Origin of the sequence: Mesorhizobium sp. M0016 (genome assembly GCF_040324035.1) — a bacterium.
Taxonomy (GTDB): Bacteria; Pseudomonadota; Alphaproteobacteria; order Rhizobiales; family Rhizobiaceae; genus Mesorhizobium.
This window is the reverse complement of the sequence record NZ_JAMYVM010000025.1, coordinates 44,534-71,108: the sequence shown is the minus strand read 5'-3', so window position 1 is coordinate 71,108 and position 26,575 is coordinate 44,534. Positions and strand designations below refer to the sequence as shown.

The following is a 26,575-nucleotide window of genomic DNA, read 5'->3' as shown; positions in this document are numbered from 1 at the left end:
GGACCTTTGTGACGCCGACGGTGCGTGGCTCTAGCCGATCACTGCGGCGGCGACCATCGTGCTGTGCCCCAACCCGATGTCAAAAAACAATAATTGCCAGTCGGCGAAAGGCATTCTTTCGCGCAGTGGGGTTGGCAGGCGCTAGAGATGAAAACCATAGCGCGACCAGCCTGAGAACGCCACGAGAGCCGACCATGACTGAAGATCGAAAGATGAGGCTTGGCGCCTTTGTCCGAGGGCCTGGCCATCATGTCGCCGCTTGGCGCCATCCCGATGTGCCGGCCAATCCTGGCCTGAGCTTCCAGCACTATGCAGACGCCGCGCGCTCCGCCGAGCGCGGCCTGTTCGACATGGTGTTTCTTGCCGACAGCCTCAGCGCGCGCAATGGCGAGCAGCCGATCGAGACTTTCGAACGCACCGGCCATGTCGTGCATTTCGAGCCGCTGACGCTGTTGTCGGCGCTCTCGACCATCACGCGGAGGATTGAGCTGGTGGCAACCGCCTCGACCACCTATTGGGAGCCGTTCCACCTGGCGCGGCTGTTTGCCTCGATCGACCATCTGAGCGGCGGCAGGACAGGCTGGAACGTCGTCACCTCGGCCGACGCTCCGGCGGCGGCGAATTTCAGCCGCGACCAGCATCCCGTTCATGCCGACCGCTACGACCGCGCCGAGGAGTTCGTCGCCGTGGCGCAGAAGCTGTGGGACAGCTGGGACGACGATGCCTTCGTCGCCGACAAGGTTTCGGGGATCGCCATCGACCGGCATGGCATCCATGCGCCTGACCATGTCGGCCGGCATTTCCGCGTCAAAGGCCCGCTCAACGTCGCCCGCCCGCCGCAGGGCCACCCCGTCATCGTCCAGGCCGGTTCGTCCGATGCTGGCCAGCATTTTGCGGCGCGCACGGCGGAGGTGGTCTTCACCGCTCATCCGACCATCGACTCGGCGCGGGGTTTCTACAGCGAGCTGAAGGGCCGGCTGGGGTCGTTCGGCCGCTCCGCCGACAGCTTGAAGATCATGCCCGGCGTCTTCCCGGTCGTTGCGCCGACGCGCGCGGAAGCCGAAGACAAGTTCGACGCCATCCAACGGCTGGTCGATCCGGTGGTCGGCGTGGCGCTGGTTTCCGGACTGCTCGGTGGCGTCGATCTTTCCGGCCATCCGCTCGACGGGCCGTTGCCGGAACTCGGCAGTTCCGATGCGGTGAAGAGCCGCCTGAAAGTCGTTTCCGAATTGGCCGCGAGCCGGAACCTGACGATCCGGCAATTATATCTCGCCGTTGCCGGCGCGCGCGGCCATTTCCAGATCGTCGGCACGCCAAAAGATGTCGCCGACATGATGGAAGAGTGGTTCACCGGCGGTGCGGCGGACGGCTTCAACGTCATGCCGCCGATCCTGCCAACGGGCCTCACCGATTTCGTCGATCTCGTCATCCCGGAGCTGCAGCGGCGCGGCCTGTTCCGCACCGCTTACGAAGGCAGCACGCTGCGCGAGAATCTCGGCCTTGCGCGTCCGGTCCGTGGCGTTGCCGAACATCAGCAGAGGAAGGCCTCATGAGCGCGAGCACGATCGATTGGAAAATTTTTCGCCAATGGCTGGCCGATGGCGAGGAACTGGCGGTGCTGGATATCCGGGACAGAGCGGCAGTCGGATACGCGTCGCCGCTGTTTGCCACCAATCTGCCGGCGGATCACGTCGAAGCGGAGATCGACCGCTTCATCCCGCGCAAATCGGTGCGCACCGTGCTGGCCGATGACGGCAGCTGCGTTGCCGAGCAACTTGTCGAACGGTTGTCCGGGCATGGTCGCAGCCAGCTTTTCGCACTGGCCGGTGGAATTCCTGAATGGACGAAAGGCGGCGTGGACGGCTTGCCGACCTTCGACACGCCGGGCGTCGATTTTTCGCTGGCGATCCGCGACGAGAAGGGAACGCCGGTCATCACCGTAGACGAACTTGAAGCGCTCAAAGGCCAGGGCGCCGACGTGGTGATCCTCGACAGTCGAACGGTGGCGGAGTTCGACAAGGACCATGTGCCGGGCGCCATCAGCGTGCCGGGCGCCGAACTGGTGCTGCGCTTCGCCGACCTGGTGCCGTCGCCGGAGACGCAGGTGGTCGTCTCCTGCGCCGGCCTGCCGCGCGCCATCATCGGCGCGCAGACGCTGATCGACGCCGGCGTGCCCAACAAGGTCGCCTATCTGCACGACGGCACCAAGGCGTGGCGCGAGGCCGGCCTCGAGCTGGAAACCGGCAGGACCGCTGCCTATGGTCCGGCCAGCGAGGACGCCAAGCGTTTCGCCGGGGAGCACATCGCAAAGCTTGCCGAGGGCGACGGTTTTCCGCGCATCGATGCGGCGACGGCCGCAGCCTGGGCGAGGGACGACAAGCGGACAACCTACCTGCTTGACGTGCGTACGCCGGAAGAGTTCGCCGAAGCGCATATTCCGGGGTCGATCACGTCGGAGGGTGGGCAGTTGCTCGGGGTCGCCTATCGCACCATCGCCGTGCGCGGCGCCCGCATCGTGCTGATCGACGATCTGCTTGGCGTCCGCGCGGCGACGACGGCGCACTGGCTGCAGCGGCGCGGCTTCGAGATCGCCATCCTCTTGCACGACTTCCAGTCGGCGAGCCTGGTGGAAGCGGCGTAAGGTAGGAGCACTGTCAGGCGATTTTTCGGGCTGCTATTCGGCGGCTTCCTGTTGACGGCGGCGGCCTGAGAGCACGTTCTTCTGCATCGCCGTCAGCGAAGAACGCACGGCTTTGGCGCCGTGCTCCAGCAATCTGGCCTCGTAGTGCGACAGTGCCTGGAGAAGCGGCTTGTCGCCGCGTTTGGCGGCCACGAGTTCGGGCACCAGCAAGCCGGCGTCGTAGATCGCGGTGTTGCCGCCGAGCGCGCGGAAATAGGTCATGGCGTGGATGGCGTCGCCAAGCAGCGTGACCCGTTTCGTCGGCCATGGATCGACAGGCTCGGAGCTGTGGACATGCAGCAGCGCCACTGTCGACGGATCGGTGTGGCGGATGAGGTTGAGGATCTCCGGATGCCAGTGGCCGATCTTCGAAACCAGCAGGTCGAGCAGGTCGGCACCGGAGAGCTTTGCCAGCATTTCATCCGTGGCCAGCTCGCCCTTTTCGTATGCGGTGTTCCACCAGACATAGCTGGTGGTGTTGTTGAAATGGAAACCGGCAATGTCCTTGTGGGTGTCGTCGTCCAGCCCGATCAGCCCATATCTACGATAGGCCTCGACATTGACGCGATGGCTGGTGACCATCAGCCCGTGACCTTCCGACGGCCGGATGCCGGCATTGTAGTCGAGCAGCAGCGGCGAGATCTGGTGAAGGGCTGCGGCATGCAGCGTCATCTTGCCGGCCAAGCGCCTGACGCCGGTGTCGAAGCTTCGCGCATGCGGCACCAACTGCTGGCGCACGCGCGAGCGGGCGCCGTCGGCGCCGACCAGCACATCGGCATGGATTGTCGAGCCGTCCTCGAAATGCGCTGTTACCGAACCGTCCGGCTGCTCCTCGTAGCGTGAAAAGACCTTGCCATGGCGCACGACACCGTCGAGGCCGGACAGCAGCACCTGGCGCAGCGTGATGCGGCTCACCGACTTTTCGATATGCGTGTCGTCAACCTCGCCCTGCGCATTGCCGCCACCCCAGGCATCCTCGCCCAAGGTTTCGAAATTCTCGTCGAGCAGGATGTTGCGGTCCGGCGCCTGGCCGAGCGTGGCGACAAAGGCTTCGTAGAGTTCCGGCGGCAGATTGGCGATCAGCGAATCGATGCCGCGCTGGCGGATGCGCAGGCGGAAACCCTGGACATAGTCGGTGCGGGCGCGATCCTTCTCGAAGACGGCGACGCCGATGCCGTTCTTCTTCAGGCCCTGCGCCAGTGTCAGGCCGCCAGGGCCTCCACCGACGATGGCGACTTCGACATGTTCGGATGCCATGACGCCGCTCACCCGACCGCCTTGAGCCTGGGTTTGACAGCAACAGCCGGCGGCTCGGCTACCTGAGGGGCAGCGTGGCGGCTGAGCGCCGCTTTGGCGGCGATCGTGCGGATCATGTGGTTCTGTGGTGCATGCGAGCGCGCGGTCAGCGTATCGCGATGGTGGCGCTCGAGCTGGAAGTCTCTGTTGAGGCCGGGATTGCCGGCAAGCTCCAGCGCCAGCGAGGTGACGGCAACGGCATTGTCGATGACGACATGCCTGACCGTCATGCCGTCGGTGCCGACCGGTCGGCCGGCATCGACATCTTCGGCGAGCGAACGCAGCAGCCGCGTGCTGGTCGCAAGCCGAACCTCGATGTCGCCCAGCCCCGCCTGGATGTGCGGCACCGTCGATAGCGGCGCGCCGAGGCTCGCCGGCGCGTGCGTGGTGACGAAGGAGGCCAGCCGGTCACGGGCCGCGCGGGCCGCACCATGGTAGACAGCGCCGATCAGCGAAAAGAAGAACGCTGTCGGCCCTTCTTCACGCCTCAGCGGTTCAGACGCCGGCTGTGCCTCGGTAATGTCTTCGGCAGGCACCACGACATTGTCGAGGATGACATCGTCGCTGGCGGTGGCCCGCATGCCGGCGGCATTCCATGTCTTTTCGACGCGCAATCCCGGCGCATTGGTCGGCACCAGGAACGAGGCGAGGCGCGGTTGCGGCTCGTCGGTCAGCGCCAGCAAGTTCACCCATTTCAGAATGGGAATGCCGGTGACGTAATTCTTGTGGCCGGATATCCGCCAGACATTGCCGTCGCGCCGGGCAATGGTTTCGGGCGGCTTGCCATGAGCGGGCGAGCCGATCCCCGGCTCGGCCTGCGCGGCGTTGATCAAAGCAGGGCCGAGGCGGCCGGCCTCGACAATCCGCTGCACCAGATGGCGCGGCCATTTGCCGGATTTCCGCAGCGCGTACTGGCTTGTAATGCATGGCCAGCACCAGCGCCGTCGACGGCTCGCCACGGCCGATCTCGGCGATCACTGCCTGGGCTTCCACCAGCCCGCCACCGAGGCCCCCATGCTCGCGCGCCGTCACCAGGCCAAGCAGCCCGGCCTGGTGAAGCCGGTCGAAATTGGCGAACGGAAAATCCCCGGTCGCGTCGTGATGCGCGGCGGTCATCGCGAAGTCGTTGGCAAGGCCGGCTGCCGTGTCGAGGAGTTGTGGAAACTCGGGAATGGTCGAGGTCATGAAGCTGGCTTCCTCTCAGGCGGCGGCGCGAATGGTCACCAGATCGAGCGGCCGGCGATCGACCCATTTCTCGACGTCGAAATCGCTGGCGAGAAAACCCCAGTCGCACAGGAAATCCTTGTAGTGGGAAACCGCCGCGATGAGCTCGGGCTGCAGCCCGAGGCCGAGATGTTTGTGGACATCCGGACCGTTGGCCGCCAGCACCTGCTCTTCGGTGGCGCCGGATTCGCGGGCAACGAAGCGCCGCGTCTCGTCGGGATGCGCCTCGGCCCAGGCGCTGGCGCGCAGGATCGTCTCGATCAGCCGAGCGATCAGTTCGGGGCGTTCTTTTGCCAGCAAATCGTCGACGGTCAGCACGCGCGGCGAACCGGAATTGATGCGGATATTGGGCTCCGGGTGGAAGCCGAATTCGGCGACCTGGATGGCGCCGATCAGATTGGCGACATTGATGCCGGCCGTGCCCTTGACATAGATGGCGTCGACGTCGCCACGGATCAGGGCTGCTGCCTCCTCGCCATAGGCCTGCTTGCGCTTGAGGCCGAACAACGATGGCCCTTCCTGGCTGTCGAGCACACTGTCGGTCAGCGCGATGTCGACGATCTCGACGTCGGCATGGCTGAGGCCCTCGAGCGACAGCGCCGATACCAGGCCCTTCAGCGCCGTCGCCCGCATGAAGTCGACGATGCCTTCGGGACGCCGGGCGATGCCGAAGCGGCGGCCTTTTAGGTCTCTGGTCGTTTTGATGCCGGAGCCGGGCAAGGCGATGATGGCCTGGAACTCGTCGGTCCAGGTGATGCCGACGAGACGCGTCTTGCGCCCTTCGGAACGGGCACGGATCGGCGGCACGTTGCCGCCGTGGCGGAATGACCAGTCGAGCGTGTGGTTGAAATGGCTTTGGCGGATATCGCGGTTGGGCGAGTCGATGATCGACTTCAATTCGATCCCTTCCTTGCGGAAGGTTTCGTCGAGAAGCCCGAGTTGTGCCGCAAGTCCGACAGGCGTCGGCACCGGGCAGCGTGTGTACCAGATTTCGGAGATCGCAGTCGTGGTCATGATTGCTCCTCAGACGTTGCGCAGGCCGGCCTGCTTCATCAGCGGCAGGATGTTCTCGCCGAAGAATTCGAGATCCGGCTTGAAGTCGAAGAAGGACAGTTGCAGTCCGTCGATGCCGGCGTCCTTGAGCTTGACGAACTGGTCGACGATCTGCTCGGGCGTGCCGATGAGATAGATGTTGCCGCCGACCTTGGCGTAGGGATCGTCACGGCCTTCTCGACCTTTCCAGGCCTGGGCGTCGCTGTTGAAGGTCTGGAAGCCTTTCGGCGTGCGGCTGTCGGCATGGGCGACGATCTGGTCGGCGACCGCCCAGGCTTCCTTCTCGGTCGGACGGCTGATGACCAGCGGGTTGAGCAGCGTGCGCACGGTGCGGCCGACACCGAGGGCCGCGTCCTTTACCTTCTTGGTATGCGCCGGCAGCGCCTCCAGCGCGCTGGCTATGTCTGAGCCGGCCGGGCTGGTGACGAAGACGATGTCGGAGTAACGGCCGGCAAAGGAAATGCCGGCGTCGGAGCCGGTGGCGTTGACCAGGATCGGCCGGCCGTAATTCGGCTTCGGCGTGACAAAGCCGCCGTTGAGCTTCCAGCTCGATTCTCCGGAGAAGGAGAAATTCTCGTCGTCCTGCCACAGCCGCTGCAGCACTTCGACAAACTCGGCGGCGAGTTCGTAGCGGCGGTCATGCTCGATGCGGTTCCAGCCGAACATCTCGTGTTCGACGGCGCGATGGCCGGTGACCACATTGATGCCCCAGCGGCCGCCGGAGATGTGGTCGAGAGTAGCGCCGAATTTCGCCAGATGCAGCGGATGCCACGGGCCGTAGAGAACATGCATGGTCGAGATCAGCATGATCCTCTTGGTGATCGCGGCCATGGCTGCGATGGACACGAAACTGTCAAGCGCCTGGCCGTTGAAGACACCGCCATAACCACCCTTGGGCAGCCATTGGCTGAGGGCAAAGACAAGGTCGAAGCCAAGCTCTTCCGCCCTGAGCGTCAGGTCGCGATTGTAGTCGAAGCGCCAGTCGGTCGAACGCTCCAGGGTCGAGTTGGTCCAACCACCGGCCTGGATCGGCAGGAACAGCCCGAGCAGCACCGGCTGCTGAAGCGCTTTCGACAGCGGGCTGTCGGGATAATCGGTGGGCGCCCTGAAGAAGGGCGTGCCGACGATGGAACCAGGCTTATGGGCGAGCGTCATGGCGAACTTTCTCGGATGGAGGCAGGGAACCCGTGCGTGAAGACCGCGCACGGGTTTGGCGGATCAGGCGACGATGTGGGCTGTTGCGAGGGAGCCGGCATTGCCCTCGGCGCCTACCGTGTGGTCGGCGATGCGCTTGTTGTAGAGGGTGATTTCCGGCTGGCTGACGATGCCGATGTCGGGCAGGTCCTCGACCAGGATCTGCTGGATCGCGGCCCATTGCTCGAAGCGCTTTTCGTGGTCGACCTCGACAGCGGCCGCTTCAAGAAGTTCATCGACCTTGGGGTTGCTGTATTTCGAGCCATTCGAGAACGGCACGCCCGGCTTGAAATTCTTCGACCAGTAGAGGCGCTGCACGCCGACCGTCGGGTCGAACAGATTGCTCATGCCGTTAAAGGTGAAGTCGAAATCACGGTCGGTGTAGATGCGCTTGGTGTAGGTGGCGAAATCCTGGCTGCGCACGGTGACCGCGATCCCGACCGCGGACAGCGCCTGCTTGATGTATTCAGCGCCACGCTTGTAGGTCTCACCGCTCGGAACATAATCGTGGACAAGCTTGAGCCGGACGCCGTCGGCGTCGCGCGGCAAGCCTGCCTGGTCGAGCAGTTTCTCAGCGGCAGCAATGTCGACCGGATAGGTCTTCAGGTCGGCGACGAACCACTTCTTCAGATTGGGATTGATCGGGCCCGGAATGGTCGCGCCATAGCCGTAGTTGATGGTGTCGCGGATGATGTCGCGGTCGATGACATGGGCGAAGGCGCGGCGGACGCGAACATCCTGGAAATAGGGTTTCTCCAGGTTGAACTCGACCCGGCTGATGCCGTTGGAATACTGGTAACCCTGCTTCTCGAAGCCGATATGCGGCAGCGTTTCGAAGCGCTGCAAATCGCTGTACGGGATCGGCGTTGCCGGCGCCAGGTCGATCTCGCCGGTCTCGAGCGCCAGTGCGCGTCCCGAGGCGTCCGGAATGAAACGCACGATCAGCCGGTCGAGATAGGGGCGCGGTGCATCCCAATAGCCGGGGTTGCGTTCGTAGACGATGTGGCTGCCACGGACCCATTCCTTGAAGACGAATGGGCCGGTGCCGATCGGAGCCGTGTTGACCGGATTCTCGGCGGCCTTGCTGCCGTCATAAAGATGCTTCGGCACGATCGGCGTTTCGGCCGCGGCCAGCGCCGTGATCAGGTAAGGTGCCGGCTTCGACAGAACCAGCGTCACGGTCAGCGGATCCGGCGTCTGGATTTCGACAAGGTTGAGGAAGGTGTTGCGGCCGCGCGGATGAACCTCCTTGATCGTGGCGATCGAATAGGCGACGTCGGCAGCGGTGAATGGCTGGCCGTCATGCCACTTCACGCCTTCGCGCAGCTTGAATGTGTATTGCAGGCCATCGTCGCTGACCGACCACTGCCTGGCCAGCGATGGCCGCGGCGTGAGATCGAAATCATAGGTCAGCAGGCCCTCGGTGGTCTTTGCCGAGACGTAGACCGAATTGAATGCGGTGTGGGCGATCGTCGTCAGCACCGGCGGGTCGGCCGAGAGCAGCAGCGTCGCCGTCCCACCCTGTTTCGGCTCGGCTGCGTAGGCACTGCGCGATGCGGGCAACAGGGTGGCTCCGAGCACTGTCGCCGAAAGGCCGAGGAACCTGCGGCGGTTCGGAATGAGGAAATGAGACATCGCGCCCTGGTCCTTTTTTGCTGCCGACCCCGATCGACCGGTTGTCGGCCGCCGGGTGAAAAATCCGTCGTTCCAAGAGCGGGGCCGTTTGTGAAAAGATTTGGCCGATCCGCTCCCGCACGTAAGATTTCATACTTCAAATGGCTATTTTTGTAGCATGAAATGAAATTCTATTCTGCAATGCTGCCATTTGCAGAACAAAATTTCTTAAATCAGGTTTGACAATGTCTATAAATCTTGTCAACTAAAAAGCACGGAACTTCCGGGAAACAGCAAACCCGCATCGTCAGCCACAGCCGGGATAGCGAAAACGATGTCGACCCTGACGCGCATTGGCAGAACCTTCCGGCGCACGGCCATCCAGGCGGTGCCAACCGTTCTGGGCATCGTCATCCTGAACTTCTTCCTGCTGCAGCTTGCGCCGGGCGATGCTGCCGACGTCATGGCCGGCGAGGCCGGTTCGGCCACGGTGGAAACCATGGCTGCGCTGCGCGAGCGCTTCGGGCTCGACAATCCGCTGCTCGTCCAGCTGTTCAACTATCTCTACAACCTGGCGCATTTCAGCCTCGGCTTTTCGCCGCGCTACGGCATGCCGGTCGCCGACCTGATCGGCCAGCGGCTGCCGGGCACACTGTTGCTGATGGCGGTGGCGCTGAGCATCGCCATCGCACTCGGTCTCGTCCTCGGATCGTTGATGGCGGTGTTTTCGGGACGCCTGCCGGATCGTCTGCTTTCGGTCGTTTCGCTGCTGTTCTATTCGATCCCGGGCTTCTGGATCGGCTTGATGCTGATCGTGCTGTTCTCGGTCAAGCTCGGCTGGCTGCCGAGCGGCGGTTCGGGAACCATCGGCAGCAACCTGACCGGCCTTGCCGGCCTGTGGGACAAGGTGCGCTACATGATCCTGCCGGCGCTGTCGCTGGCACTGTTCTACGTGGCGATCTATGCGCGGCTGACGCGTGCGGCGATGCTGGAAGTCCAATCGCAGGACTATGTGCGCACCGCCGCCGCCAAGGGCTTGTCGCCAACCATCATCACCATCCGCCATGTCCTGCGCAACGCGCTGATCCCCATCACCACCATGGCCGGCATGCATGTCGGCGGCATGCTTGGCGGCGCCGTTGTTGTCGAGACCGTCTATTCCTGGCCCGGCCTCGGGCGTCTCGCCTTCGAGGCGGTCATGGGCCGTGATTTCACCGTGCTGCTCGGCATCCTTTTGTTGTCGTCATTGCTGGTCATCATCGCCAACGCGACCGTCGACCTTCTGCACGCCTGGCTCGACCCCCGCATCGGAGTACGCTGATGGCTTCCACCGACTTTGCCGCCGGCGACATCCGCTCCCGCGGTCTCTATGGCGACGCTCGCGAGCCTGCGGCACCGGCTGAACCCGAGGCGAAGAGCTGGAGCAATCTTCACGCGCCCGACGCGCGCTCCGCCTCTGCGGCGTCGGTACCGATTGCAGCCGGCGGCCGGGCGCTGAGGATTTTCCTGCGCAATCCCAACGCCATGTTCGGCGTGGTGTTCCTGTCGCTGGTCGTGCTCGCAGCATTGCTGGCGCCCGTCGTTTATCCGGCCGATCCGCTGTCGATGGTGGCGCGGCCCTTCCTTTGGCCGGGGCAGAATCCTGGCTTTCCGCTGGGCACCGATTCCATGGGCCGCGACGTGCTTTCCGGCATTCTGCACGGTGCGCGGATTTCGCTGTTCGTCGGCCTGGTGGCGACAGCACTTGGCCTGAGCTTCGGCATCCTTGTCGGCGCCACCGCCGGCTATTTCGGCGGCTGGATCGATGACGTGCTGGTGCGCCTGATCGAGATCTTTCAGACCATACCGAGCTTCGTGCTTCTGGTCGTCATGGTGGCGATCGCGCAACCGACGGCGCTTGTCGTGACGGTGGCGATCGCCGTCATCACCTGGCCGACGGTGGCGCGGCTGACCCGCGCCGAATTCCGCGCCATTCGCGAAAAGGATTTCGTCATGGCCGCGCGCAGCCTCGGCTATGGCCATGCCCGCATCATCTTCCGCGAGATACTGCCCAATGCGCTGCCGCCTTTGATCGTGACCTCGTCGGTGATGGTGGCAACCGCAATCCTGATGGAATCGGCGCTGTCCTTCATGGGTCTCGGCGATCCCAATGTCGTCAGTTGGGGCTCGATGATCGGAGCGGGGAGGGAGCTGATCCGCACCGCCTGGTATCTGACCGCACTGCCAGGGCTTGCGATCGTCTTCACCGTGCTGGCGCTGAACCTGATCGGCGATGGCCTCAACGACGCGCTCAATCCGCGCTTCTCGCAGGAGCGCTAGAGATGGCTGCCTTGCTCAGGGTCGACAATCTTACGGTTCGTTTCCCGACCACCGAGCCGGTCAGCCGGCTGAGCTTCGAGGTTGGCGAAGGCGAGACGCTGGCGATCGTCGGTGAATCGGGCTCCGGCAAGTCGCTGACCGCACTTGCCCTGATGCAGCTTCTGCCGCGCTCGGCGAAAATCCCCAATGGCAGGATCGAATTCGCCGGCAGGGACCTGCTCGACCTCGACCAGAAGGCGATGCGCAATTTGCGCGGGCGCGAGATCGCCATGATCTTCCAGGAGCCGATGACTTCGCTCAATCCGGTGCTGACCATCGGCCGGCAGATCACCGAGGTGCTGACGCTGCACGAAGGCATACGCGGACAGGCCGCACGGAACCGTGCCATCGAGCTTCTCAATCTGGTGCGTATTCCCGATCCGCAGCGGCGCATCGACGACTATCCGCACCAGCTTTCCGGTGGCATGCGCCAGCGAGTCATGATTGCCATTGCCGTTGCCTGCCGTCCGCGCCTGCTGATTGCCGACGAACCTACGACGGCGCTGGATGTGACCATCCAGGCGCAGGTGCTCGATCTGCTCGATACGCTGCGCCGCGAACTGTCGATGGCTGTCGTGCTCATCACCCACGATCTCGGCGTCGTCGCGCAGTGGGCCGACAAGGTCGTCGTCATGTATGCAGGACGCAAGGTTGAACAGGCGCTGCCCGGCGCGCTGTTCAGAATCCCGCTCCATCCCTATACGCGCGGCCTGCTGGCCGCTTCGCCAAGGCTGAAGACCAATCTGCACTACCGCGACGCCAGGCTGACGGAGATACCCGGCAGCATCGTCTCGGCCGCTGGCGAGAAAGGCTGCCCGTTCCGGCCGCGCTGCGCGGTGGCGCGCGATAGCTGCGCCCATTTCGTGCCCGACCTCGTCGAGGTGAGCGAGGATCGCCTCGTCGCCTGCCCCTACAGCTTCATTCCGGAGGTTGCGCATGGCGCTGCTCTCGGTCTCTGACCTCTCCACGCATTTCCACGCCCAGGGCGGCGCGCTGCGCGCTGTCGACGGCGTTTCCCTCGAGGTCGGGCGCGGCGAGACGGTTGGTCTCGTCGGCGAAAGCGGCTGCGGAAAATCGACGCTCGGCAAGACCATCATGCGGCTGGTCGACCCGACCAGCGGCAAGATCGAGTTCAACGGCACCGACATCACCGTTCTCGACGCGCGCCGGCTGAAGGCGGCGCGCCGCAACATCCAGATGATTTTTCAGGACCCGTTCGCGTCGCTCAATCCGCGTCACACGATCGGCGACATCCTGACCGCGCCGCTGAAAGTCCATAGCATCGGCAACAAGGCCGAGCGGCGCAAGATTGTAGAGGATATAATCGAGCGCGTCGGTCTGCCCAAGGATTCACTTGGCCGCTACCCGCATGAATTTTCCGGTGGTCAGCGCCAGCGCATCGGCATCGCCCGGGCACTGATCCTCAATCCGGAACTGGTCGTCTGCGACGAGCCGGTGTCGGCACTCGACCTTTCGATCCAGGCCCAGATCCTCAACCTGCTGGTCGACATGAAACGGCAGCTCGGCCTGTCCTACCTGTTCATCTCGCATGATCTGTCGGTGGTGCGCTATTTCGCCGACCGGGTGCTGGTCATGTATCTCGGCCGCATCGTCGAAAGCGCCGACAATGCGGCGCTGTGGACCTCGCCAAAACATCCCTACACGCGCGCCCTGATGGACGCCGTGCCGGACCCGGCGCGCCGGCGCCAGGCGGCACCCCTCCATGGCGATCTGCCGAGCCCGCAGAACATCCCCAGCGGTTGCCGTTTCCACACGCGCTGCCCGCTGGCGACGGATCTCTGCCGTTCGCAAGAGCCTGCATTCCGGGCGATCGCGGCGGGGCATCACGTCGCTTGCCACTACGCCGAAGCAACCCTCAACTGAAAGTTCAACGGAGCAAAACAATGTCCGATTACCGCTATCTCGGCCGCAGCGCCCTGAAGGTTTCCCCGCTCAGCCTTGGCACCATGATGTTCGGCGGGCCGACCGAGGAGACGGTCGCGCACCGCATCATCGACAAGGCGCGCGAGCAAGGCGTCAATTTCATTGACACCGCCGACGTCTACCACAATGGCAAGTCCGAGGAAGTTGTTGGCCGCGGCATCAAGGCGACGCGCGATCATTGGGTGGTGGCGACCAAATTCGTCAACTCGCATGACAAGGGTCCCAATCTCGGCGGCCATTCACGCAAATGGGTGATCCAGACCGTCGAGAACAGTCTGCGGCGCCTGGGAACAGACTACATCGACCTGTTCTATTTCCACCGCGCCGTCTTCGATGCGCCGCTGGAGGAGCCGGTGCGGGCCATCGCCGACCTGATCCGCCAGGGCAAGCTGCGCTATTTCGGCGTGTCGAACTTCCGTGGCTGGCGCATCGCCGAAGTCGCGCATCTCGCCGATGAACTCGGCATCGACCGGCCGGTGGCCAGCCAGCCGCTCTACAACATCGTCAACCGCACCGCCGAGGCCGAGCAACTGCCGGCGGCAGCCTATTTTGGTCTTGGTGTCGTCTCCTACAGCCCGCTGGCGCGCGGCGTGCTGACCGGCAAATACGAGCCCAACCAGGCGCCAGCCGCCGACACTAGGGCCGGGCGTGGCGACAAGCGTATCGCCGAGGCCGAGTGGCGCCCGGAATCGATCGAGATCGCCAGGCAGATCGCGGCGCACGCAAAGTCGCGCGGTGTCTCGGCCGCCGATTTCGCGCTGGCCTGGGTGCTCAACAACCGGCTGATCACGGCGGCGATCGCCGGTCCGCGCACTGAGGAACAGTGGGACAGCTACGCCAAGGCGCTGGACTTCAGGCTGACCGCCGAGGACGAGGCCTTTGTCGACCGCCTCGTCACCGCCGGCCATGCCTCGACGCATGGGTTCAACGATCCGAGCCATCCGGTCGAAGGCCGTGTGCCGCGTTCCGAGCCGGCCGCACCGATCCCGCTGACGCGGCCTCTGCGCGCCGCCTGACGGTCAGCTGTGGACTGGCGGGGCCGGCGGCCCGGTCAGAGTCTCCAATCATTTCGCACAGATGAGAGAGACCACGAATTTCCATGTCGAACGGCTGCGCCAGAACATCGTCGTGTTGTCAGGCAACACCCATAGGCCGTCGAAATCACGGAGGCTGGCGCATCATCTGGGTGAGGCACTGCGCGAAAAACTGTCGGTCACAGTGAATTTCCTCGATCTCGTCGATGCCGGCCGCGGTCTGGGTGCTGCGTTCACGCGAAAGGAATCGACGCCGGAGGCGCTGGATGTGGTGGCCGCGGTCGAACAAGCCGACGCGCTGATCGTGACGACGCCGGTCTATAATGGTTCCTATGCTGGCCTGTTCGACCTCATCGATCCGCTGGCACTCGTCGATCGCCCAGTCCTGATCGGCGCGACGGGAGGCGGCCAGCGCCACGCGCTGGTGGTCGAACACCAGCTTCGCCCGCCGTTCGGCTTCTATTCGGCGCTGAGGGTGCCGAGCGTCGTCTATGGCAGCGACAGCGATTTTGCCGACGGCAAGCTTTTGGATCCAACGGTCCTGGGCTGGCCGCACAGGCCGTGGACCAGTTCGCGACGTTGCTTTCAGCGCGGCAGCCGAAGAGCCAACCGGTCAGGCTGGCTTCAGGCTGACGGGTATCGGGCTCGGCCAGGTGCCGGCTGCCTCGGCAAACGGAACTAAGGGGTTCGGGAAGGTCGTGAACATCTTTTAGTGTAGTAGGGTGATGGCTGCCTGGAAGTTTCGCTATTCGTGTTCCATCTGAAGGCCAAACACCGAGCGTTCGGTGCTTTGGCCGTCCTCGGAACCATACGGAACGATGCGGGAAGATTTCTGATTTTTGCCCGCGAAAAACCCAACAAAATCGACGATTTTCGTTCGCCCTCCGGGCCTACCAGTCGCCTTGATGAACAAGGCTTTGCGTCGAGGGTAGACAACCTGGTTAGACAGTCGGTCAGACAAACCGCTTCAGAAGCTTCGCCATGCCCTCCACGGCGAGCCGCTCCTGCTCCGTATCGACTTTTTTATTGAAATCCCGAATTCGGTGGCCTTACAAGACCGATGTTGCCATTGCTCGTAGGTCGGCTGTGATGGATAACGTGGTTCCATTCCGCAAGGCCGTGCCTTGCGTCGAAGTGACAGAAACCTGCGGCGAATGGTTCGTCCGCGTGGTTGAGAAAGATCAGGAAATTGCCAGGTCATTCAATCAGGAATCGTTCGCGTTGTCCTTTGCAGAAGGCCAGCGGATACGCCTAGGGCTAGCGAAGGTCGTGCGCCTGTAGGGCGCTGTGGGGCGGCATTGTAGGCATTCAAGCATGAGCGGAACCTAATTTGCAGCCGCAAATTAATGTCCAATGAATGAACTCCCAAACCGGAAAAAACTCGTGCCTGACCCTCAACCTCGGCGCGGCTCCAACAAAGGTGTGTTGCTAGCGGCTGCAGCGCTGCTGTTTGCCTTTCTCGCTCTTATTCTGTTTGGGTTTTTTCAGTAAGTGCGCGCGGCGCCGGCTTCCTAGAGAGGGCAGAGCACCTGCCGACGTGATCTTCGATCGCTCGCGTCCTTGCGGCGGGGCGACTATCCAAGCCGGCTCGGTTCGTCGCTCCTGACGGGTTCGGCGGTCCCACCACAGCAGGATGATCATTCGGCAATTTTTGGCAGCGCCGGTATTCAACTCACGCCCAAAGCGATTGAACTGAAGCTGGCCGTCGATGTCGTGACTGACGCAGCATGAGCCGAACAGGCGAGGCAAGCGCAAGCCTTGGGGCCCAACCTCAGACAGACGAAGCACGCTCGTGCAGTCTGGAGACAGCGCAACGAGTTATTCATTCGGGCGCCTTCGCATCACCAGCGGAACGAAAGAGTTAACTGGCGGTTTACTAGGGAAGGATTGCAGGACGAAAAACATTGAGGACTTCTGCCATGACAATGTTGTTCGAACCACTCGACTCTGAAGGTTACAAGCGCAGCGTGGTCTACCATGCGGCACGCTTGTCCATGCTCCACAATCGAATGCTGAAGCGTTTCGACAAGGTCGATAAAGCGGCTGAAAAGGTTGAAGCCGAGGTGGAGCTGTTTGATGAAGCTGTTCGCACTCTTTACGAATGAGCGGCATGTTGACCGCCGACGTTCCTGCTAGCGCGTATACGGGCGCGGGGTTCACCGTTGCGTCACCAGGCGATGTCGCGCCGCGTATTTGGGCTTGATAAGCACGATCTAATGTATACGATTCACCCAGCCGGCCTGGCTCCCCCGCCATCGGGCCGGTCAGGCCCGACGGTTCAACGCACCACCCCAAACGACTGTCGGGCCGCCAGGACGCTCACTGCGCAGCCGGGTTCATGCTTTGCCTTTTTTTCTCGAAAAGCGCGAGCTTGGTCATATAACCAATTCTGATTTTTGCATGGCATTGGGTGCAGTTGAAGTTGGATATCACCTTCAACCACGATCCCTTTTTTATGATGACATGAGAACAGTTTGGACATTCCAGTTCCAGGTACTCGTCCCCCATATCGTTTGAAATCGGCACTACGACACTCCCCAACAGTTGCCCGTGAAACTTGCGCTTCGAGATCGGCCGGCACCTCCGTGCTCAAACCCCGAACGTGGGTCCTTGGCAGATGTTCCGCAATCCGACCTCTGGCGACCGGGATCGGACCTAAGTCCAAATCGCCGCCAACAGGCCGAGAAGTGGAACCCCGGCGGATGCTTTTTGAACGCTGAATTTCCGTCCTCGCCGGTCGTAGTCCGCCGTCCTCATGGCCAAAGCGCCAATGTTGCCCTTTGTGAGACTGACCTCGTCCGGCCTACCAGGTCGCCAGGGCGCAACTCCGGTAATAATGCGGCGGAGCGAATGTCAGCGCGAAGCTGTGCGCAGGGACGCCAACTCGCTCACAGCAGCAAGGATGACAGCATCGGTTGCCGGCTTCGGCAGGAATCTGCAGTCGCGGAAAGCCGCGGGAACGTCGGCGGGGCCAAATCCCGACAAGAAGGCAAAGGGGATGCCTCGCGCCTGCAATATCCTCGCCACCGGCAGACCCGTTTCACCGTTCAGCTGGATGTCTAGCAACGCCACGTCAATCTTGTCCGATTCGACAAGACGCAGAGCGGCGGATACCGACGGCACAGGTCCGACCACCTGATAACCGGCGCGACGCAGCCGCGCGGCAGTGTCCTGCGCGACTAGCCATTGATCCTCAACAATCAGAACACTCACGCTTTCGCTCACGGCCCCTCTCTGCGATTGACCGGAAATGAGATGTCGATCCGAGACCTTCGGACAGTTGTTTCGACATGTCCGCAAACCTATAGGTAACCTCTCCATGCAGCAAGGTGAGGCTGATACTGGAGCGGAGGCGCTTCCACCGACCACTTGCTGAATTACTGGAGCCGAAGATTAGCGCGTCAATGCAGCTGCGGTCCGCCTCCGCTCCATCAGAGTTGGATAGGCGTTTACCCTCTCCACGATCCGCAAAATCTAAAAGCCTCCGTACCACGCCATTGGCTCTTCAAAGCATCAGCAGCACCTCTCTCTCTCTCTCTCTCCATCTTGGGCGACCTGAGATTGCGATCGGTCAATGAGCGTCAGAAGTGCGATGCACCGAGTTTGTGCCTGCAGTTTTTCGAAGGAAAGGCTTGAGAATTCATGATTTCGGAGCAGGTTTGGCTGGCGCATGAGCGCCGCAGATCTATACTGGGGAGATCAAGCGATGGGGTCGGCCATGAGCAAAGAGTTCAGTGTAGCTGATGCCTATGGCGCCGGCCGCGCCATCTTCATGGGACTTGAACTTCTGGTTTCGCCCGGTGCGCTCGTCCCCAGACCTGAGACCGAGTTGCTCGGCAAGACCGCGCTTGGTGTGTTGCATCAGATGAACCTGCCGGCTCCGCGCATAGTTGATATGTGCTGCGGCACTGGGAATCTGGCGTGCTCGATCGCCTACCATGTGCCCAGCGCCCTTGTCTGGGCAAGCGATCTCACCGATGAATGCGTCGAAACGGCACGCCGCAACACCTCACATCACGGCATGGCTGAGCGTCTTTCGGTGCTTCAGGGCGACTTGTTCGACTCTCTCATCGGCCTTGGGTTAGACGGAACTATCGACGTAATCGTCTGCAATCCGCCTTACATTTCTGAAAAGCGGCTCGAGGGCGACCGCGCCCATCTGATCGAGCTTGAGCCGCGCGAGGCGTTCGCAGCCGGCCCTTACGGCCTGAGCATTCATATGCGCGTACTGAAAGACGCACCGCGATACCTGCGGCGTGGCGGCATCCTGCTCTTCGAGGTCGGGCTCGGCCAAGACCGACAGGTAGCGGGTCTGCTGGAACGCAGCAAGGCATTCGAGAACATCCGTTCGGTCTCGAACGAAGCGGGCGAGGGCCGGGTGGTCCTGGGGCAAGTCAAGACGCAGGCATGAATCCTGCGAGAGTCAGACCAAATACGGGGCTGCTCTGGGCGTTACGCTTACCCATCAGTTCATTTTGCGGATGATGTATTGCTCGATCCCCTGGATGGAATCGAGGTTTTCAGGCAGAAGTTCGCTGTCCTCGACGATAATGCCAAAGGTCTCCTCGATGAAGCCGATAATCTCAAGCACACCCGTCGAGTCGACAATGCCTTGATCGAGCAAGGATGCGTCATCCAGCAATGCCTTGACGTCGCTGACGTAGAAATTTGAAACCAAGAAACTACGAATCTGCTCGCTGTAGATTCCGGTGCGTTCCTTGATGGTCAACATGAATTCGTCCTCCGTGGCGTCACCATTAAATCAGCGACTTGGTTCTGGCCCCGCATCATGACAGCGCCGTTTTCTTGAGTTTTCCCGTGTCCGTCATCGGCAGGTTCGCCACAACGACGATGGATTTCGGGACCATGAAGTTTTCCAGACGCTTCTGGCACTCCTTCTGCAGTTCCCTTTCGCCAATGGCTCTTCCATGCTCCATCACCACAAAGGCTTTCACCGCTTGCCCGAGGAGTTCGTCGGGAACACCGATGACAGCCGCTTCCCGGACTCCTGGAATGTCCATGAGTACGTTTTCCACTTCCCTTGGCGCCACCTTCTCGCCTCGCGACTTTATGATCTCATCCCCACGGCCAACGAAGTAGAGGTAACCCTCCGTATCCATCCGGCAGTAGTCGCCGGTGTATAGGACCTGCTCGCCGGGCAGCGGGCCGGGTTTGAGTTTCCTGGCCGTTGCCTCGGGCTTGCCCCAATACCCGTTCATCACCGTTGCGCCGCGAATGACGAGTTGGCCGACAACGCCTGGGCCTATCCGCCTGTCATGCTCGTCAACGATCCACATCTCCGTATTCGGGATTGCGATCCCTACGCTCAATGGCTTTCGCTCGAGGTCCTCTGGCGGCAAATAGGTGCAACGTTTGCATTCGGTGAGACCGTACATCGAATAGATGCGTGCACCCGAAAACAGCTCGCGAAGCATGAAAATATGCTTGAGGGGTAGGGCTGCCGCAGTGTTTGTGACGTAGCGGATGCTCGAGAAATCCTGGTCTTTGAGGGACCTGAGTTCGGAGAGTGCGGCAAAGATTGTGGGCACGCCGGGAAAGCCCGTAATGCCCTCCTGCCTGATCAACCCGAGGATCTGTGCCGGGAAAGCGAACGAGCGTTCGAGCACCAGCCGGGCGCCGGTACGAAAAGCCATGATCATCTGGTACAGTCCATAGTCGAAGGCGAGGGGTAGGACATTGAGGATCACCTCGTCCTCGGCAATCGCCAGGTAGGAAGCGATAGACGCGCACGCGGTCATCATGTTTCTGTGCGTCAGCATCACGCCCTTGGGTTCGCCCGTCGACCCGGACGTGTAGATGATGGCTGCCAGATCAACATCGATGCACTGCCGTGCCGGCGGCGTATCCGCGCCATTGGCGAGGGCGGCGTCCCAGCGCACGGCAAACGGCAGCTGGGCGAGTTCGACGTCGTCGATCGGTCCCGATACGATCACCCGCAGAAGTGACGGGCAGCCGCGCGCCGGCTCGCGGAAGATCGCGTGCAGATGGCCGTCCGTGATGAGCGCCGTCGGCCGGCAGTCGTTGAGCAGATAATCGAGCTTGTCGCTCTTGGTGAGCGGGTTGACGATGCACACCACCGCATTCGCCTTTAGCACCGCCCAGAAGCTAACCACCGTCTCGACGGTGTTGTCGGCGAAGATCATCACGCGATCGCCACGAACGACTCCGGATGCGGCCAGGTCCCGGGCGATCGCGTTGGCTCGCGTTTCGAGTTCGAGGTAAGTGACACGCTGCCTGTTGCACACCAGCGCCACCTTACTTCCGTGTCGGACGGCGGAATGGGCGAGGTAGTCATGCAGCAGTGGTACGGCATCATGCAACATACAGGCGCTCTTCCCGATGTTCGCAGTCGACGTCGACGCTGAGCGTGCATTCGAGCGTTGCACTGGGACAACCCGCGACGAACTGCTGATGAAGAAGTTGGGTCGACAACACGCCGACCAGCGCCATGTTGTCGGCATTGGACAGGTCGCCATCGCCAGTTCTGGCCTGGCATTTGGCAAGCAGGTGCGTGACCGCCTTTGGATCGAAGACATTCGCCTCGCGCAGGGCCGCCTGCGAAACCGCCTCGCGAGCGTAATCCGGAGCGTCTGCGCCGACGAAGCAAAGCGCGTTGGGCGCGCGGAAGGGCTGCTTCTTGCGGGCTACGATCTCGGAGGGCAGGATGGGTGCCGCCATGCGCTTCAGCACGTGCTTTTCGTCGAGGCCGCGGAGTTTGAAGGAGGGTGGCAGCGAATTCGCGAGCCTCACAAGTTCATCGTCCAGGAACGGGAAGCGCCCCTCGACGGAGTGAGCCATCAGCATCCTGTCGCCTTGCGAGGAAAGCAGATAGCCCGACATCAGTGTTTGCACCTCGAGATACTGGTCCTGCGCAAGGGGACTCCAACGGGCAAACTGCGCGGGCAGACGGGCGAGCAACTCGGACACGGCGTCGCGGCCCTGCGTTCGAGCCCGCATATCGGCCGTAAACAAGCGCTTGATGGCCCTGGTGGTTTGCCAGCGGGTTTCATGAGCAAAGCCCGGCGCGTCGTAAGCCTGAATATTTCGCCCGAAGAACTGACGCGCCATCGCCTGCTGTTGCACCGGCGAGCGGGTGAGATAGGGGTAAAGGCGTTCCAGGAGCCGAGAGCGTCGTGTCGAAGTCGGGTGGCGCCCCCAGAAGCGGCGGACCTTGCCTTCGCGGAACAGGTCGTAGCCGGCGAACATTTCGTCAGCGCCTTCGCCGGTCAGCACGACCTTGATTCCACGCTCGCGCACCAGGCGCGAGAGCAGGAAGAGTGGCGCCGGGGCAGTCCTCAGTATCGGGCGTTCGGTGTGTCGGATTACCTCCGGAAAGATTCCGGCTATATCTCTGCGCGAAACGACCACTTCATGGTGCTCACTGCCGGTCGCCTCGGCAACCATTCGCTGGAAGCGGGTCTCGTCATATTCGGCGTCGGCAAAACGCAAGGAGAAGGTTTGGAAGCGCTCGCCCGCGAAGCGCCTCGCGAGCGTGGCCACAAGCGAACTGTCCAGCCCTCCGGAGAGGTAGCATCCGACAGGCACGTCGGCGCGCACCATTCTGAGCGCCGTCGCGGCCTCAAGAGCGCTAGACACGCGGTCCACCGCGTCATCGCTGGACCCGGTGAACTCGCCCTGCCGCGATCCGAACTTGTCGGGATAGGAAGGCTGCCAAAAAATCCGCTCACGAACGGTGCCATCCTGATAGATGCGGACATGACCCGGCTCGAGTTCGTTGATTCCGTGGAAAACTCCTTGCGGCGGAACGACCGTCCAGAGCGTGAACGTCTGATCGATGCCGGCTGGATCAAGGGCGCGAGGTATGGTTCGATCGGCCGCGAAAATGGCTTTCACTTCGCTGGCGAAATAAAGCCGGTGCGCATGCTCGCTGAAATACAGCGGGCAAATGCCGAAGCGGTCGCGCGACAATATGAGACGATTGGCCACTGAATCCCAGATCGCAATTGCCCATTGGCCGTTCATCCGCTCGAAGGCCGTTTCTCCCCACTCACGATAGGCGTGCAGCGCGACCTCCGTGTCGCTGCGGGTTCGGAAGCGGTGGCCGAGTGCCGTGAGTTTTTCACGCAATTCGACGTAGTTGAATATCTCGCCGTTGAACACGATCCACGTCGTATCGCCTGTATCCGCCATCGGCTGCTGGCCACTAGAAAGATCGACGATGGACAGGCGCACATGCGCCAGCCCCGCGCGTCTGTCCCGGTAGAGACCGCGCCCGTCGGGACCGCGATGCGCCAGCGCGCCCATCATCTGCATCAGCGCCTGCCGCGAAGGAGAAGCCGCTGTGGCATTCAGCGCCACGATTCCAGCGATGCCGCACATGCTCGGTCAATCTCCGCCTTCGGCGGACAGCAAAGGCCGCGCGTGAAGATAGTGGGCCGCCCTTCGTTTCGCTTCGATGTCCTTGAACACTTTCTGAAGCTGGGGCTCGGTGAGGCCAGCAACCGCCGCGAGCTCATTGCTGGCGACCCCGTGGTTCAGGCCGTAGAGGCATAGATCCATCAGGTGATAGGGCAGCGCGAAATAGAATTCTTCCTGGCTTTGGGTCATGGAAAAGGTGTCGGTGGTCGGTGGCCGCTGCCGGATTTCATCATCCACCTCGAGATATTCCGCGAGTTGATAAACCTGGGTTTTGTAAAGGTGAACGATCGGCATCACGTCGGCGGCTCCGTCGCCCTGCTTGACGAAAAAGCCCTGGTCGTACTCGAGGCGATTTGGAGTGCCGACAACCGCGTATTTGAGGCGGTCGGCGTGATAGTATTCCGTCATCTTGCGCAGGCGCTGCTTGTAGTTTGTCGCAGCAACGATCTGCAGATAGGCAGCTGGCGGCAGACGCACGGTATCTACTTTACCCTGCGGATCCTGGACCGTGAGGCGGGTTATATTGAGCCCGCTGCTCTCCAGAACCGACGCGATCACCAGCTTGCATTTCCACCCTTCCCCATAGTCGGGAACGACGGTCTGGATCGCATCGATCTGCCGGCGGTAGGCCCCAATGGCCTCCAGTGCCGGTGCTATGTCCTCAAGGACGCTTTCAATGCCAAGCTGTGCCGCGACGCGGCGGCCAAGTCTCAGGGAGTCGCCGGAAGAATCCCGCTCCGGCATGAACAATCCCAGGACCTTGTCTTTCCCGAACGCGCGCATGCACAAGGTCGCGACGACGGAGCTGTCGATACCGCCGGAAAGACCGACAACCACGCCGCGACGATGCAGGGTGCCGAGAACCTGAGTGCGCAAGGTGTCAACGATGCGATCGACCTCCGCGCGGGCATCGAGCGTCAGCATGTCCTTGCTGAATTCCGGAATTATGTCGATGACAAGTCCTCCCTTTTGCGAGATTCGGCGGGGGAATAGGTCTGCACGATGGCCGTCTCGATAAGCGGACGGTTGGTGGCAAGGTTTGGTTCGACGACAAGGTCGATGTGGCTGCCCGTGATCGAAATGACGTCCAGGTGTGCCAAGACGCTGTCCCAGCCCAAGGCCCGCGGCATTCCCTCCCTGCGACATCGGAACAAGGTACCGGAGAGGGGCAGAGCCGGTTTCGGTGCCTCAAGCCACTGGAAGAATGACTTCGCCCTTAAAACCTCCTGCAGTTCCAGTTTGGTCCTGAAGATCGTCGGGTTGAACTCTCCATTAGCAAATCTGTCCAGAATCCTGGCCAGACGCGCTTCGCCGCCCACGGCGACGGTGATCTTCGCAAGGGCTCTGCAAGCCATCCGGTGCGCGGATATGCGGTTGGTGCGAATACGATAGAACGTACGGGTAAGAGTCTCCCAATGGTTGCTCGGCTCGTCCAGAAGGCTCGTGTCGAGGATGCCCAGGAACCGCACCGTTCGCCCGGCCTTCATGAGCCGTGCGGCAACCTCGAATGCAACCGCGCCACCCAGAGAATGGCCGAGAAGTCGCACGGGGCCCGCAGGTTGGATGCGGCTTATCTGCTCGAGTGCGGCCCCAGCCATGGCGCTGAGGGTGTTGTGTCCGTCCAGTATCGCCGCAAGGCTCGGATATCGGATCGGGTTTACACGGGCGACTTTTCCCATGGCGGCTGCGAACGCAGCCAGGCTCGGACCATAGCCGACGGACCCTGGAAACAGGAAAAGAATCGGTGGGTGGTGCTTCTTTTCGCGCCCTTCGCCTAACCGTGCAGAGACGACCGCCTCAACCATCTCGTCCAAGCTCATGCCGACGGTGAATGCCTCGAGGCCCAGCTCTTGCCCGATGGCGTTTTCGATCGCCATGACGCAGTGCAGCAGCTGCAGCGAATCTCCTCCAGCATCATCCCAGTTTCCCGTGGCAGTGCCTGTGTTGAGAACCTGCGTCCACGCGTGCTGCACTATTTGACGCGTGTCCTTTGCTCCTCCGGCGGGCGGAGCATCGAGAGTGGACGACCGGGCGGCTCGCGCCCTCCTTCCGTGCGAACGATCTATCTCGGCCAGTGTTGCCAAATCGACCTTACCTCCCGACAGGCGTGGGATTGCGTCAACGGTGTGCAATCGCAAGGGACGCAATGGTGCCGGCAAGGTCATTCTGAGGAGCTTGCGAAGGTCGTCTGCAAAAGCGCCGCCTGCGAAGCGCTGGGGAACCGCGAAGGCGATGAGTTCCTGCGCGGCAGTTACCATCACCACGGCATCCGCCACCGAAGGCGCGCAACGCAAGACCCGTTCGAGTTCGGCGGGCTCGATGCGTCGACCATTGATCTTGATCTGGCGCCCTTTGCGGCCGACGATCCTCAAGATGCCATCATCGTCGAGCCGAACGAGGTCCCCGGTCGAAAAAAGCCGAGCCTTGGGATCGTCGGGGTCCGGCTGAGCGGGAACGACCACACCGTTCTCCCAATGACCAAGCAGGACATAGCGGCTTTTGATCAGAAGTTCTCCACTTTCGCCTGGCCCTACATTGCGCTCCGCTTCGTCGACGATAGCGAATGTCATACCAGGGAGCAGCCTGCCGACGGGAACCGACGCGTCTTGCTCGGGCCAGTCAGGCGGCAAGAACCATTGCGAACCGATGGTTTCAGTCGATGAGTAGCCGATCTGGATCAGACACTGGTCCGAAACGGCTTTGCGCAGCAAAGCGATGTCCGTCCATGACACTTTCTCCCCACCGATCCGGGCCACTCTGAGCGGCCAGGAAGCGTCGGCGGGCGCCTCAGCCAGGAGGGCTCGAAGCAGTGCCGGCACAAGATAGGCGATCGTCACACCTTCGGACTGCAATCGAGCGCGCGTAGCGCGCAGGCCGACAGTCTCCACCTCGAGAAGATGCAATGTGGCGCCCGTCAGCAGCGCCGCAAAGATCTCCCGGCAACCGGCGATCGTGGCTGGCCCGGTCAGCGGCAGGAAAACGTCATCCGCACTGATATGGCACGCATCGACATATTGCCGGACCCGCCATAGCAGGCTGCGTTGGCTGTTGACGATTCCCTTGGGGCGCCCGGTGCTACCTGAAGTGTAAAGCACCAATGCAGGCGCATCGACCGAAACGATAGGGGGCTCATGCTGCTGTTCTGGGTGTTGATCGTTGGGCGCCACGGCGGCGGCAATTTCGATCCAGATGATCTCTTGGGCCAATTCGACCGGGCGAACATTTTCGGCGCCTATAATCGCGCCGAGCCCCGCGGCACTGACTATATCGAAAATGCGAGAGGCGGGATCTCTTGTGTTGAGCGGGACCGAAGGCCGTCCCGCCGCCATGGTCGCCAACATCGCCACAGGATACCAAGCGGAGTTTGCTTGCAGGATGCCGATGGCCTGCCCTTCGGGGACGACGGCAGCGATATGAGTTGCCAGCGTCTCGACCGCCCGGAAAAGCTCAGAAAAAGTCAGGCGGTTCGCGCCGTCGCTGATTGCGAGCTTGTCAGGATACCGCCTGGCGACATCTCCAAGGTGGTCGAAGATTGGAGTGTCCGCAAATTTGGCACCCATCTGTCGGTAACGGCGCCAGACTGGCCCCCCTTGGTCAAGATCATATTCGGGAACGACTGACCACTTTCGGGTGGGTCGCAGATCCACCTGTAGGTTTTGATTTGCCACTTCCGAATGCAAACACACTGAGGACATTCAGGGCCCCGCCAAGCTGACGGTCGAACATCGCTCGCCGCGGAGATCTTTTCATCAATCATTCGGATGATGCCTCGATCTTG

At 62.1% G+C, this 26,575-nt stretch carries 22 protein-coding genes and 1 pseudogene; 11 read left to right on the top strand and 12 right to left on the bottom strand.

Going from position 1 to position 26,575, the window contains the following annotated elements; all coding sequences use genetic code 11:
- Positions 1-194 precede the first annotated feature (194 nt).
- Positions 195-1,553: an LLM class flavin-dependent oxidoreductase gene (locus NKJ88_RS27275; protein WP_352446286.1), complete on the top strand. Its 1,359-nt coding sequence runs from the start codon at positions 195-197 to the stop codon at positions 1,551-1,553.
- Positions 1,550-2,641 carry a rhodanese-like domain-containing protein gene (locus NKJ88_RS27270; protein WP_023727401.1) on the top strand — a complete coding sequence of 364 codons (1,092 nt, stop codon included), beginning with the start codon at positions 1,550-1,552 and terminating at the stop codon, positions 2,639-2,641. Before NKJ88_RS27275 ends, NKJ88_RS27270 begins: the two co-directional genes overlap by 4 nt.
- Before the next feature lie 33 nt (positions 2,642-2,674).
- Here the strand turns inward: NKJ88_RS27270 and NKJ88_RS27265 are convergent, their stop codons facing one another.
- The 5 genes and pseudogenes from NKJ88_RS27265 to NKJ88_RS27245 form a co-directional block, all read right to left on the bottom strand.
- Positions 2,675-3,937, bottom strand: a complete 1,263-nt coding sequence (locus NKJ88_RS27265) for an FAD-dependent oxidoreductase (RefSeq protein ID WP_023727400.1) — start codon at positions 3,935-3,937, stop codon at positions 2,675-2,677.
- 8 nt (positions 3,938-3,945) lie between these two features.
- Positions 3,946-5,161, bottom strand: a pseudogene (locus tag NKJ88_RS27260) (acyl-CoA dehydrogenase family protein).
- A gap of 15 nt (positions 5,162-5,176) precedes the next feature.
- Positions 5,177-6,214: an ABC transporter substrate-binding protein gene (locus tag NKJ88_RS27255; RefSeq protein ID WP_023701127.1), complete on the bottom strand. Its 1,038-nt coding sequence runs from the start codon at positions 6,212-6,214 to the stop codon at positions 5,177-5,179.
- A gap of 9 nt (positions 6,215-6,223) precedes the next feature.
- The gene (locus NKJ88_RS27250) at positions 6,224-7,408 is read right to left on the bottom strand and encodes an LLM class flavin-dependent oxidoreductase (protein ID WP_023670870.1); all 1,185 of its coding nucleotides are present in this window, start codon (positions 7,406-7,408) and stop codon (positions 6,224-6,226) included.
- 63 nt (positions 7,409-7,471) lie between these two features.
- Positions 7,472-9,082: an ABC transporter substrate-binding protein gene (locus tag NKJ88_RS27245; RefSeq protein ID WP_023701125.1), complete on the bottom strand. Its 1,611-nt coding sequence runs from the start codon at positions 9,080-9,082 to the stop codon at positions 7,472-7,474.
- Positions 9,083-9,395: 313 nt separating this feature from the next.
- On the opposite strand from NKJ88_RS27245, the gene NKJ88_RS27240 reads away from it, so the two are divergent.
- From NKJ88_RS27240 to NKJ88_RS27205, 8 genes are all read left to right on the top strand, one after another.
- Positions 9,396-10,382, top strand: a complete 987-nt coding sequence (locus NKJ88_RS27240) for an ABC transporter permease (protein WP_352446284.1) — start codon at positions 9,396-9,398, stop codon at positions 10,380-10,382.
- Entirely contained in the window at positions 10,382-11,380 is a 999-nt protein-coding gene (locus NKJ88_RS27235) for an ABC transporter permease (RefSeq protein WP_352446282.1), read from the top strand. Before NKJ88_RS27240 ends, NKJ88_RS27235 begins: the two co-directional genes overlap by 1 nt.
- Before the next feature lie 2 nt (positions 11,381-11,382).
- Positions 11,383-12,378 carry an ABC transporter ATP-binding protein gene (locus NKJ88_RS27230; RefSeq protein WP_352446281.1) on the top strand — a complete coding sequence of 332 codons (996 nt, stop codon included), beginning with the start codon at positions 11,383-11,385 and terminating at the stop codon, positions 12,376-12,378.
- The gene (locus NKJ88_RS27225) at positions 12,356-13,303 is read left to right on the top strand and encodes an ABC transporter ATP-binding protein (RefSeq protein WP_352446279.1); all 948 of its coding nucleotides are present in this window, start codon (positions 12,356-12,358) and stop codon (positions 13,301-13,303) included. The genes NKJ88_RS27230 and NKJ88_RS27225 overlap by 23 nt, the downstream gene beginning before the upstream one ends.
- A gap of 20 nt (positions 13,304-13,323) precedes the next feature.
- Positions 13,324-14,379, top strand: coding sequence for an aldo/keto reductase (locus tag NKJ88_RS27220; protein WP_352446277.1), 1,056 nt, complete (start codon positions 13,324-13,326; stop codon positions 14,377-14,379).
- Positions 14,380-14,440: 61 nt separating this feature from the next.
- A complete protein-coding gene (locus NKJ88_RS27215) occupies positions 14,441-15,079 on the top strand; it encodes an NAD(P)H-dependent oxidoreductase (RefSeq protein WP_352446275.1) in 639 nt (212 codons plus the stop codon).
- Positions 15,080-15,486: 407 nt separating this feature from the next.
- Entirely contained in the window at positions 15,487-15,678 is a 192-nt protein-coding gene (locus NKJ88_RS27210) for a hypothetical protein (protein ID WP_023670878.1), read from the top strand.
- Positions 15,679-16,316: 638 nt separating this feature from the next.
- Complete coding sequence (locus NKJ88_RS27205) at positions 16,317-16,502, top strand: hypothetical protein (RefSeq protein WP_023681021.1); 186 nt, start codon at positions 16,317-16,319, stop codon at positions 16,500-16,502.
- 173 nt (positions 16,503-16,675) lie between these two features.
- Here NKJ88_RS27205 and NKJ88_RS27200 read toward each other — a convergent pair whose 3' ends face one another.
- A complete protein-coding gene (locus NKJ88_RS27200; RefSeq protein WP_155921622.1) occupies positions 16,676-16,879 on the bottom strand; it encodes a hypothetical protein in 204 nt (67 codons plus the stop codon).
- Positions 16,880-17,250: 371 nt separating this feature from the next.
- Entirely contained in the window at positions 17,251-17,622 is a 372-nt protein-coding gene (locus NKJ88_RS27195) for a response regulator (protein WP_023670881.1), read from the bottom strand.
- A gap of 493 nt (positions 17,623-18,115) precedes the next feature.
- On the opposite strand from NKJ88_RS27195, the gene NKJ88_RS27190 reads away from it, so the two are divergent.
- Entirely contained in the window at positions 18,116-18,808 is a 693-nt protein-coding gene (locus tag NKJ88_RS27190) for a N5-glutamine methyltransferase family protein (RefSeq protein ID WP_023824730.1), read from the top strand.
- A 54-nt stretch (positions 18,809-18,862) separates the two neighbouring features.
- Here NKJ88_RS27190 and NKJ88_RS27185 read toward each other — a convergent pair whose 3' ends face one another.
- Genes NKJ88_RS27185 through NKJ88_RS27165 form a run of 5 tightly spaced genes read right to left on the bottom strand, consistent with a single transcriptional unit; the run spans position 18,863 to position 26,492 of the window.
- A complete protein-coding gene (locus NKJ88_RS27185) occupies positions 18,863-19,129 on the bottom strand; it encodes an acyl carrier protein (protein ID WP_023824731.1) in 267 nt (88 codons plus the stop codon).
- 55 nt (positions 19,130-19,184) lie between these two features.
- Positions 19,185-20,741 carry a class I adenylate-forming enzyme family protein gene (locus NKJ88_RS27180; protein WP_031199694.1) on the bottom strand — a complete coding sequence of 519 codons (1,557 nt, stop codon included), beginning with the start codon at positions 20,739-20,741 and terminating at the stop codon, positions 19,185-19,187.
- Positions 20,731-22,758 (bottom strand): asparagine synthase (glutamine-hydrolyzing), encoded by a 2,028-nt coding sequence (asnB, locus tag NKJ88_RS27175; protein ID WP_352446271.1) that lies wholly within the window; start codon positions 22,756-22,758, stop codon positions 20,731-20,733. Before asnB ends, NKJ88_RS27180 begins: the two co-directional genes overlap by 11 nt.
- Before the next feature lie 6 nt (positions 22,759-22,764).
- A complete protein-coding gene (gene nadE, locus NKJ88_RS27170; RefSeq protein ID WP_280790677.1) occupies positions 22,765-23,745 on the bottom strand; it encodes an NAD(+) synthase in 981 nt (326 codons plus the stop codon).
- Positions 23,742-26,492, bottom strand: coding sequence for an AMP-binding protein (locus tag NKJ88_RS27165; RefSeq protein WP_502904773.1), 2,751 nt, complete (start codon positions 26,490-26,492; stop codon positions 23,742-23,744). Before NKJ88_RS27165 ends, nadE begins: the two co-directional genes overlap by 4 nt.
- Positions 26,493-26,575 lie beyond the last annotated feature (83 nt).

Bases quoted from the DNA above. Each gene is read 5' to 3' on its own strand.
- NKJ88_RS27275 (WP_352446286.1), top strand. From the start codon at position 195: ATGACTGAAGATCGAAAGATGAGGCTTGGCGCCTTTGTCCGAGGGCCT.
- NKJ88_RS27270 (WP_023727401.1), top strand. From the start codon at position 1,550: ATGAGCGCGAGCACGATCGATTGGAAAATTTTTCGCCAATGGCTGGCC.
- NKJ88_RS27265 (WP_023727400.1), bottom strand. From the start codon at position 3,937: ATGGCATCCGAACATGTCGAAGTCGCCATCGTCGGTGGAGGCCCTGGC.
- NKJ88_RS27255 (WP_023701127.1), bottom strand. From the start codon at position 6,214: ATGACCACGACTGCGATCTCCGAAATCTGGTACACACGCTGCCCGGTG.
- NKJ88_RS27250 (WP_023670870.1), bottom strand. From the start codon at position 7,408: ATGACGCTCGCCCATAAGCCTGGTTCCATCGTCGGCACGCCCTTCTTC.
- NKJ88_RS27245 (WP_023701125.1), bottom strand. From the start codon at position 9,082: ATGTCTCATTTCCTCATTCCGAACCGCCGCAGGTTCCTCGGCCTTTCG.
- NKJ88_RS27240 (WP_352446284.1), top strand. From the start codon at position 9,396: ATGTCGACCCTGACGCGCATTGGCAGAACCTTCCGGCGCACGGCCATC.
- NKJ88_RS27235 (WP_352446282.1), top strand. From the start codon at position 10,382: ATGGCTTCCACCGACTTTGCCGCCGGCGACATCCGCTCCCGCGGTCTC.
- NKJ88_RS27230 (WP_352446281.1), top strand. From the start codon at position 11,383: ATGGCTGCCTTGCTCAGGGTCGACAATCTTACGGTTCGTTTCCCGACC.
- NKJ88_RS27225 (WP_352446279.1), top strand. From the start codon at position 12,356: ATGGCGCTGCTCTCGGTCTCTGACCTCTCCACGCATTTCCACGCCCAG.
- NKJ88_RS27220 (WP_352446277.1), top strand. From the start codon at position 13,324: ATGTCCGATTACCGCTATCTCGGCCGCAGCGCCCTGAAGGTTTCCCCG.
- NKJ88_RS27215 (WP_352446275.1), top strand. From the start codon at position 14,441: ATGAGAGAGACCACGAATTTCCATGTCGAACGGCTGCGCCAGAACATC.
- NKJ88_RS27210 (WP_023670878.1), top strand. From the start codon at position 15,487: ATGGATAACGTGGTTCCATTCCGCAAGGCCGTGCCTTGCGTCGAAGTG.
- NKJ88_RS27205 (WP_023681021.1), top strand. From the start codon at position 16,317: ATGACAATGTTGTTCGAACCACTCGACTCTGAAGGTTACAAGCGCAGC.
- NKJ88_RS27200 (WP_155921622.1), bottom strand. From the start codon at position 16,879: ATGTCCAAACTGTTCTCATGTCATCATAAAAAAGGGATCGTGGTTGAA.
- NKJ88_RS27190 (WP_023824730.1), top strand. From the start codon at position 18,116: ATGAGCAAAGAGTTCAGTGTAGCTGATGCCTATGGCGCCGGCCGCGCC.
- NKJ88_RS27185 (WP_023824731.1), bottom strand. From the start codon at position 19,129: ATGTTGACCATCAAGGAACGCACCGGAATCTACAGCGAGCAGATTCGT.
- NKJ88_RS27180 (WP_031199694.1), bottom strand. From the start codon at position 20,741: ATGTTGCATGATGCCGTACCACTGCTGCATGACTACCTCGCCCATTCC.
- asnB (WP_352446271.1), bottom strand. From the start codon at position 22,758: ATGTGCGGCATCGCTGGAATCGTGGCGCTGAATGCCACAGCGGCTTCT.
- NKJ88_RS27165 (WP_502904773.1), bottom strand. From the start codon at position 26,492: ATGTCCTCAGTGTGTTTGCATTCGGAAGTGGCAAATCAAAACCTACAG.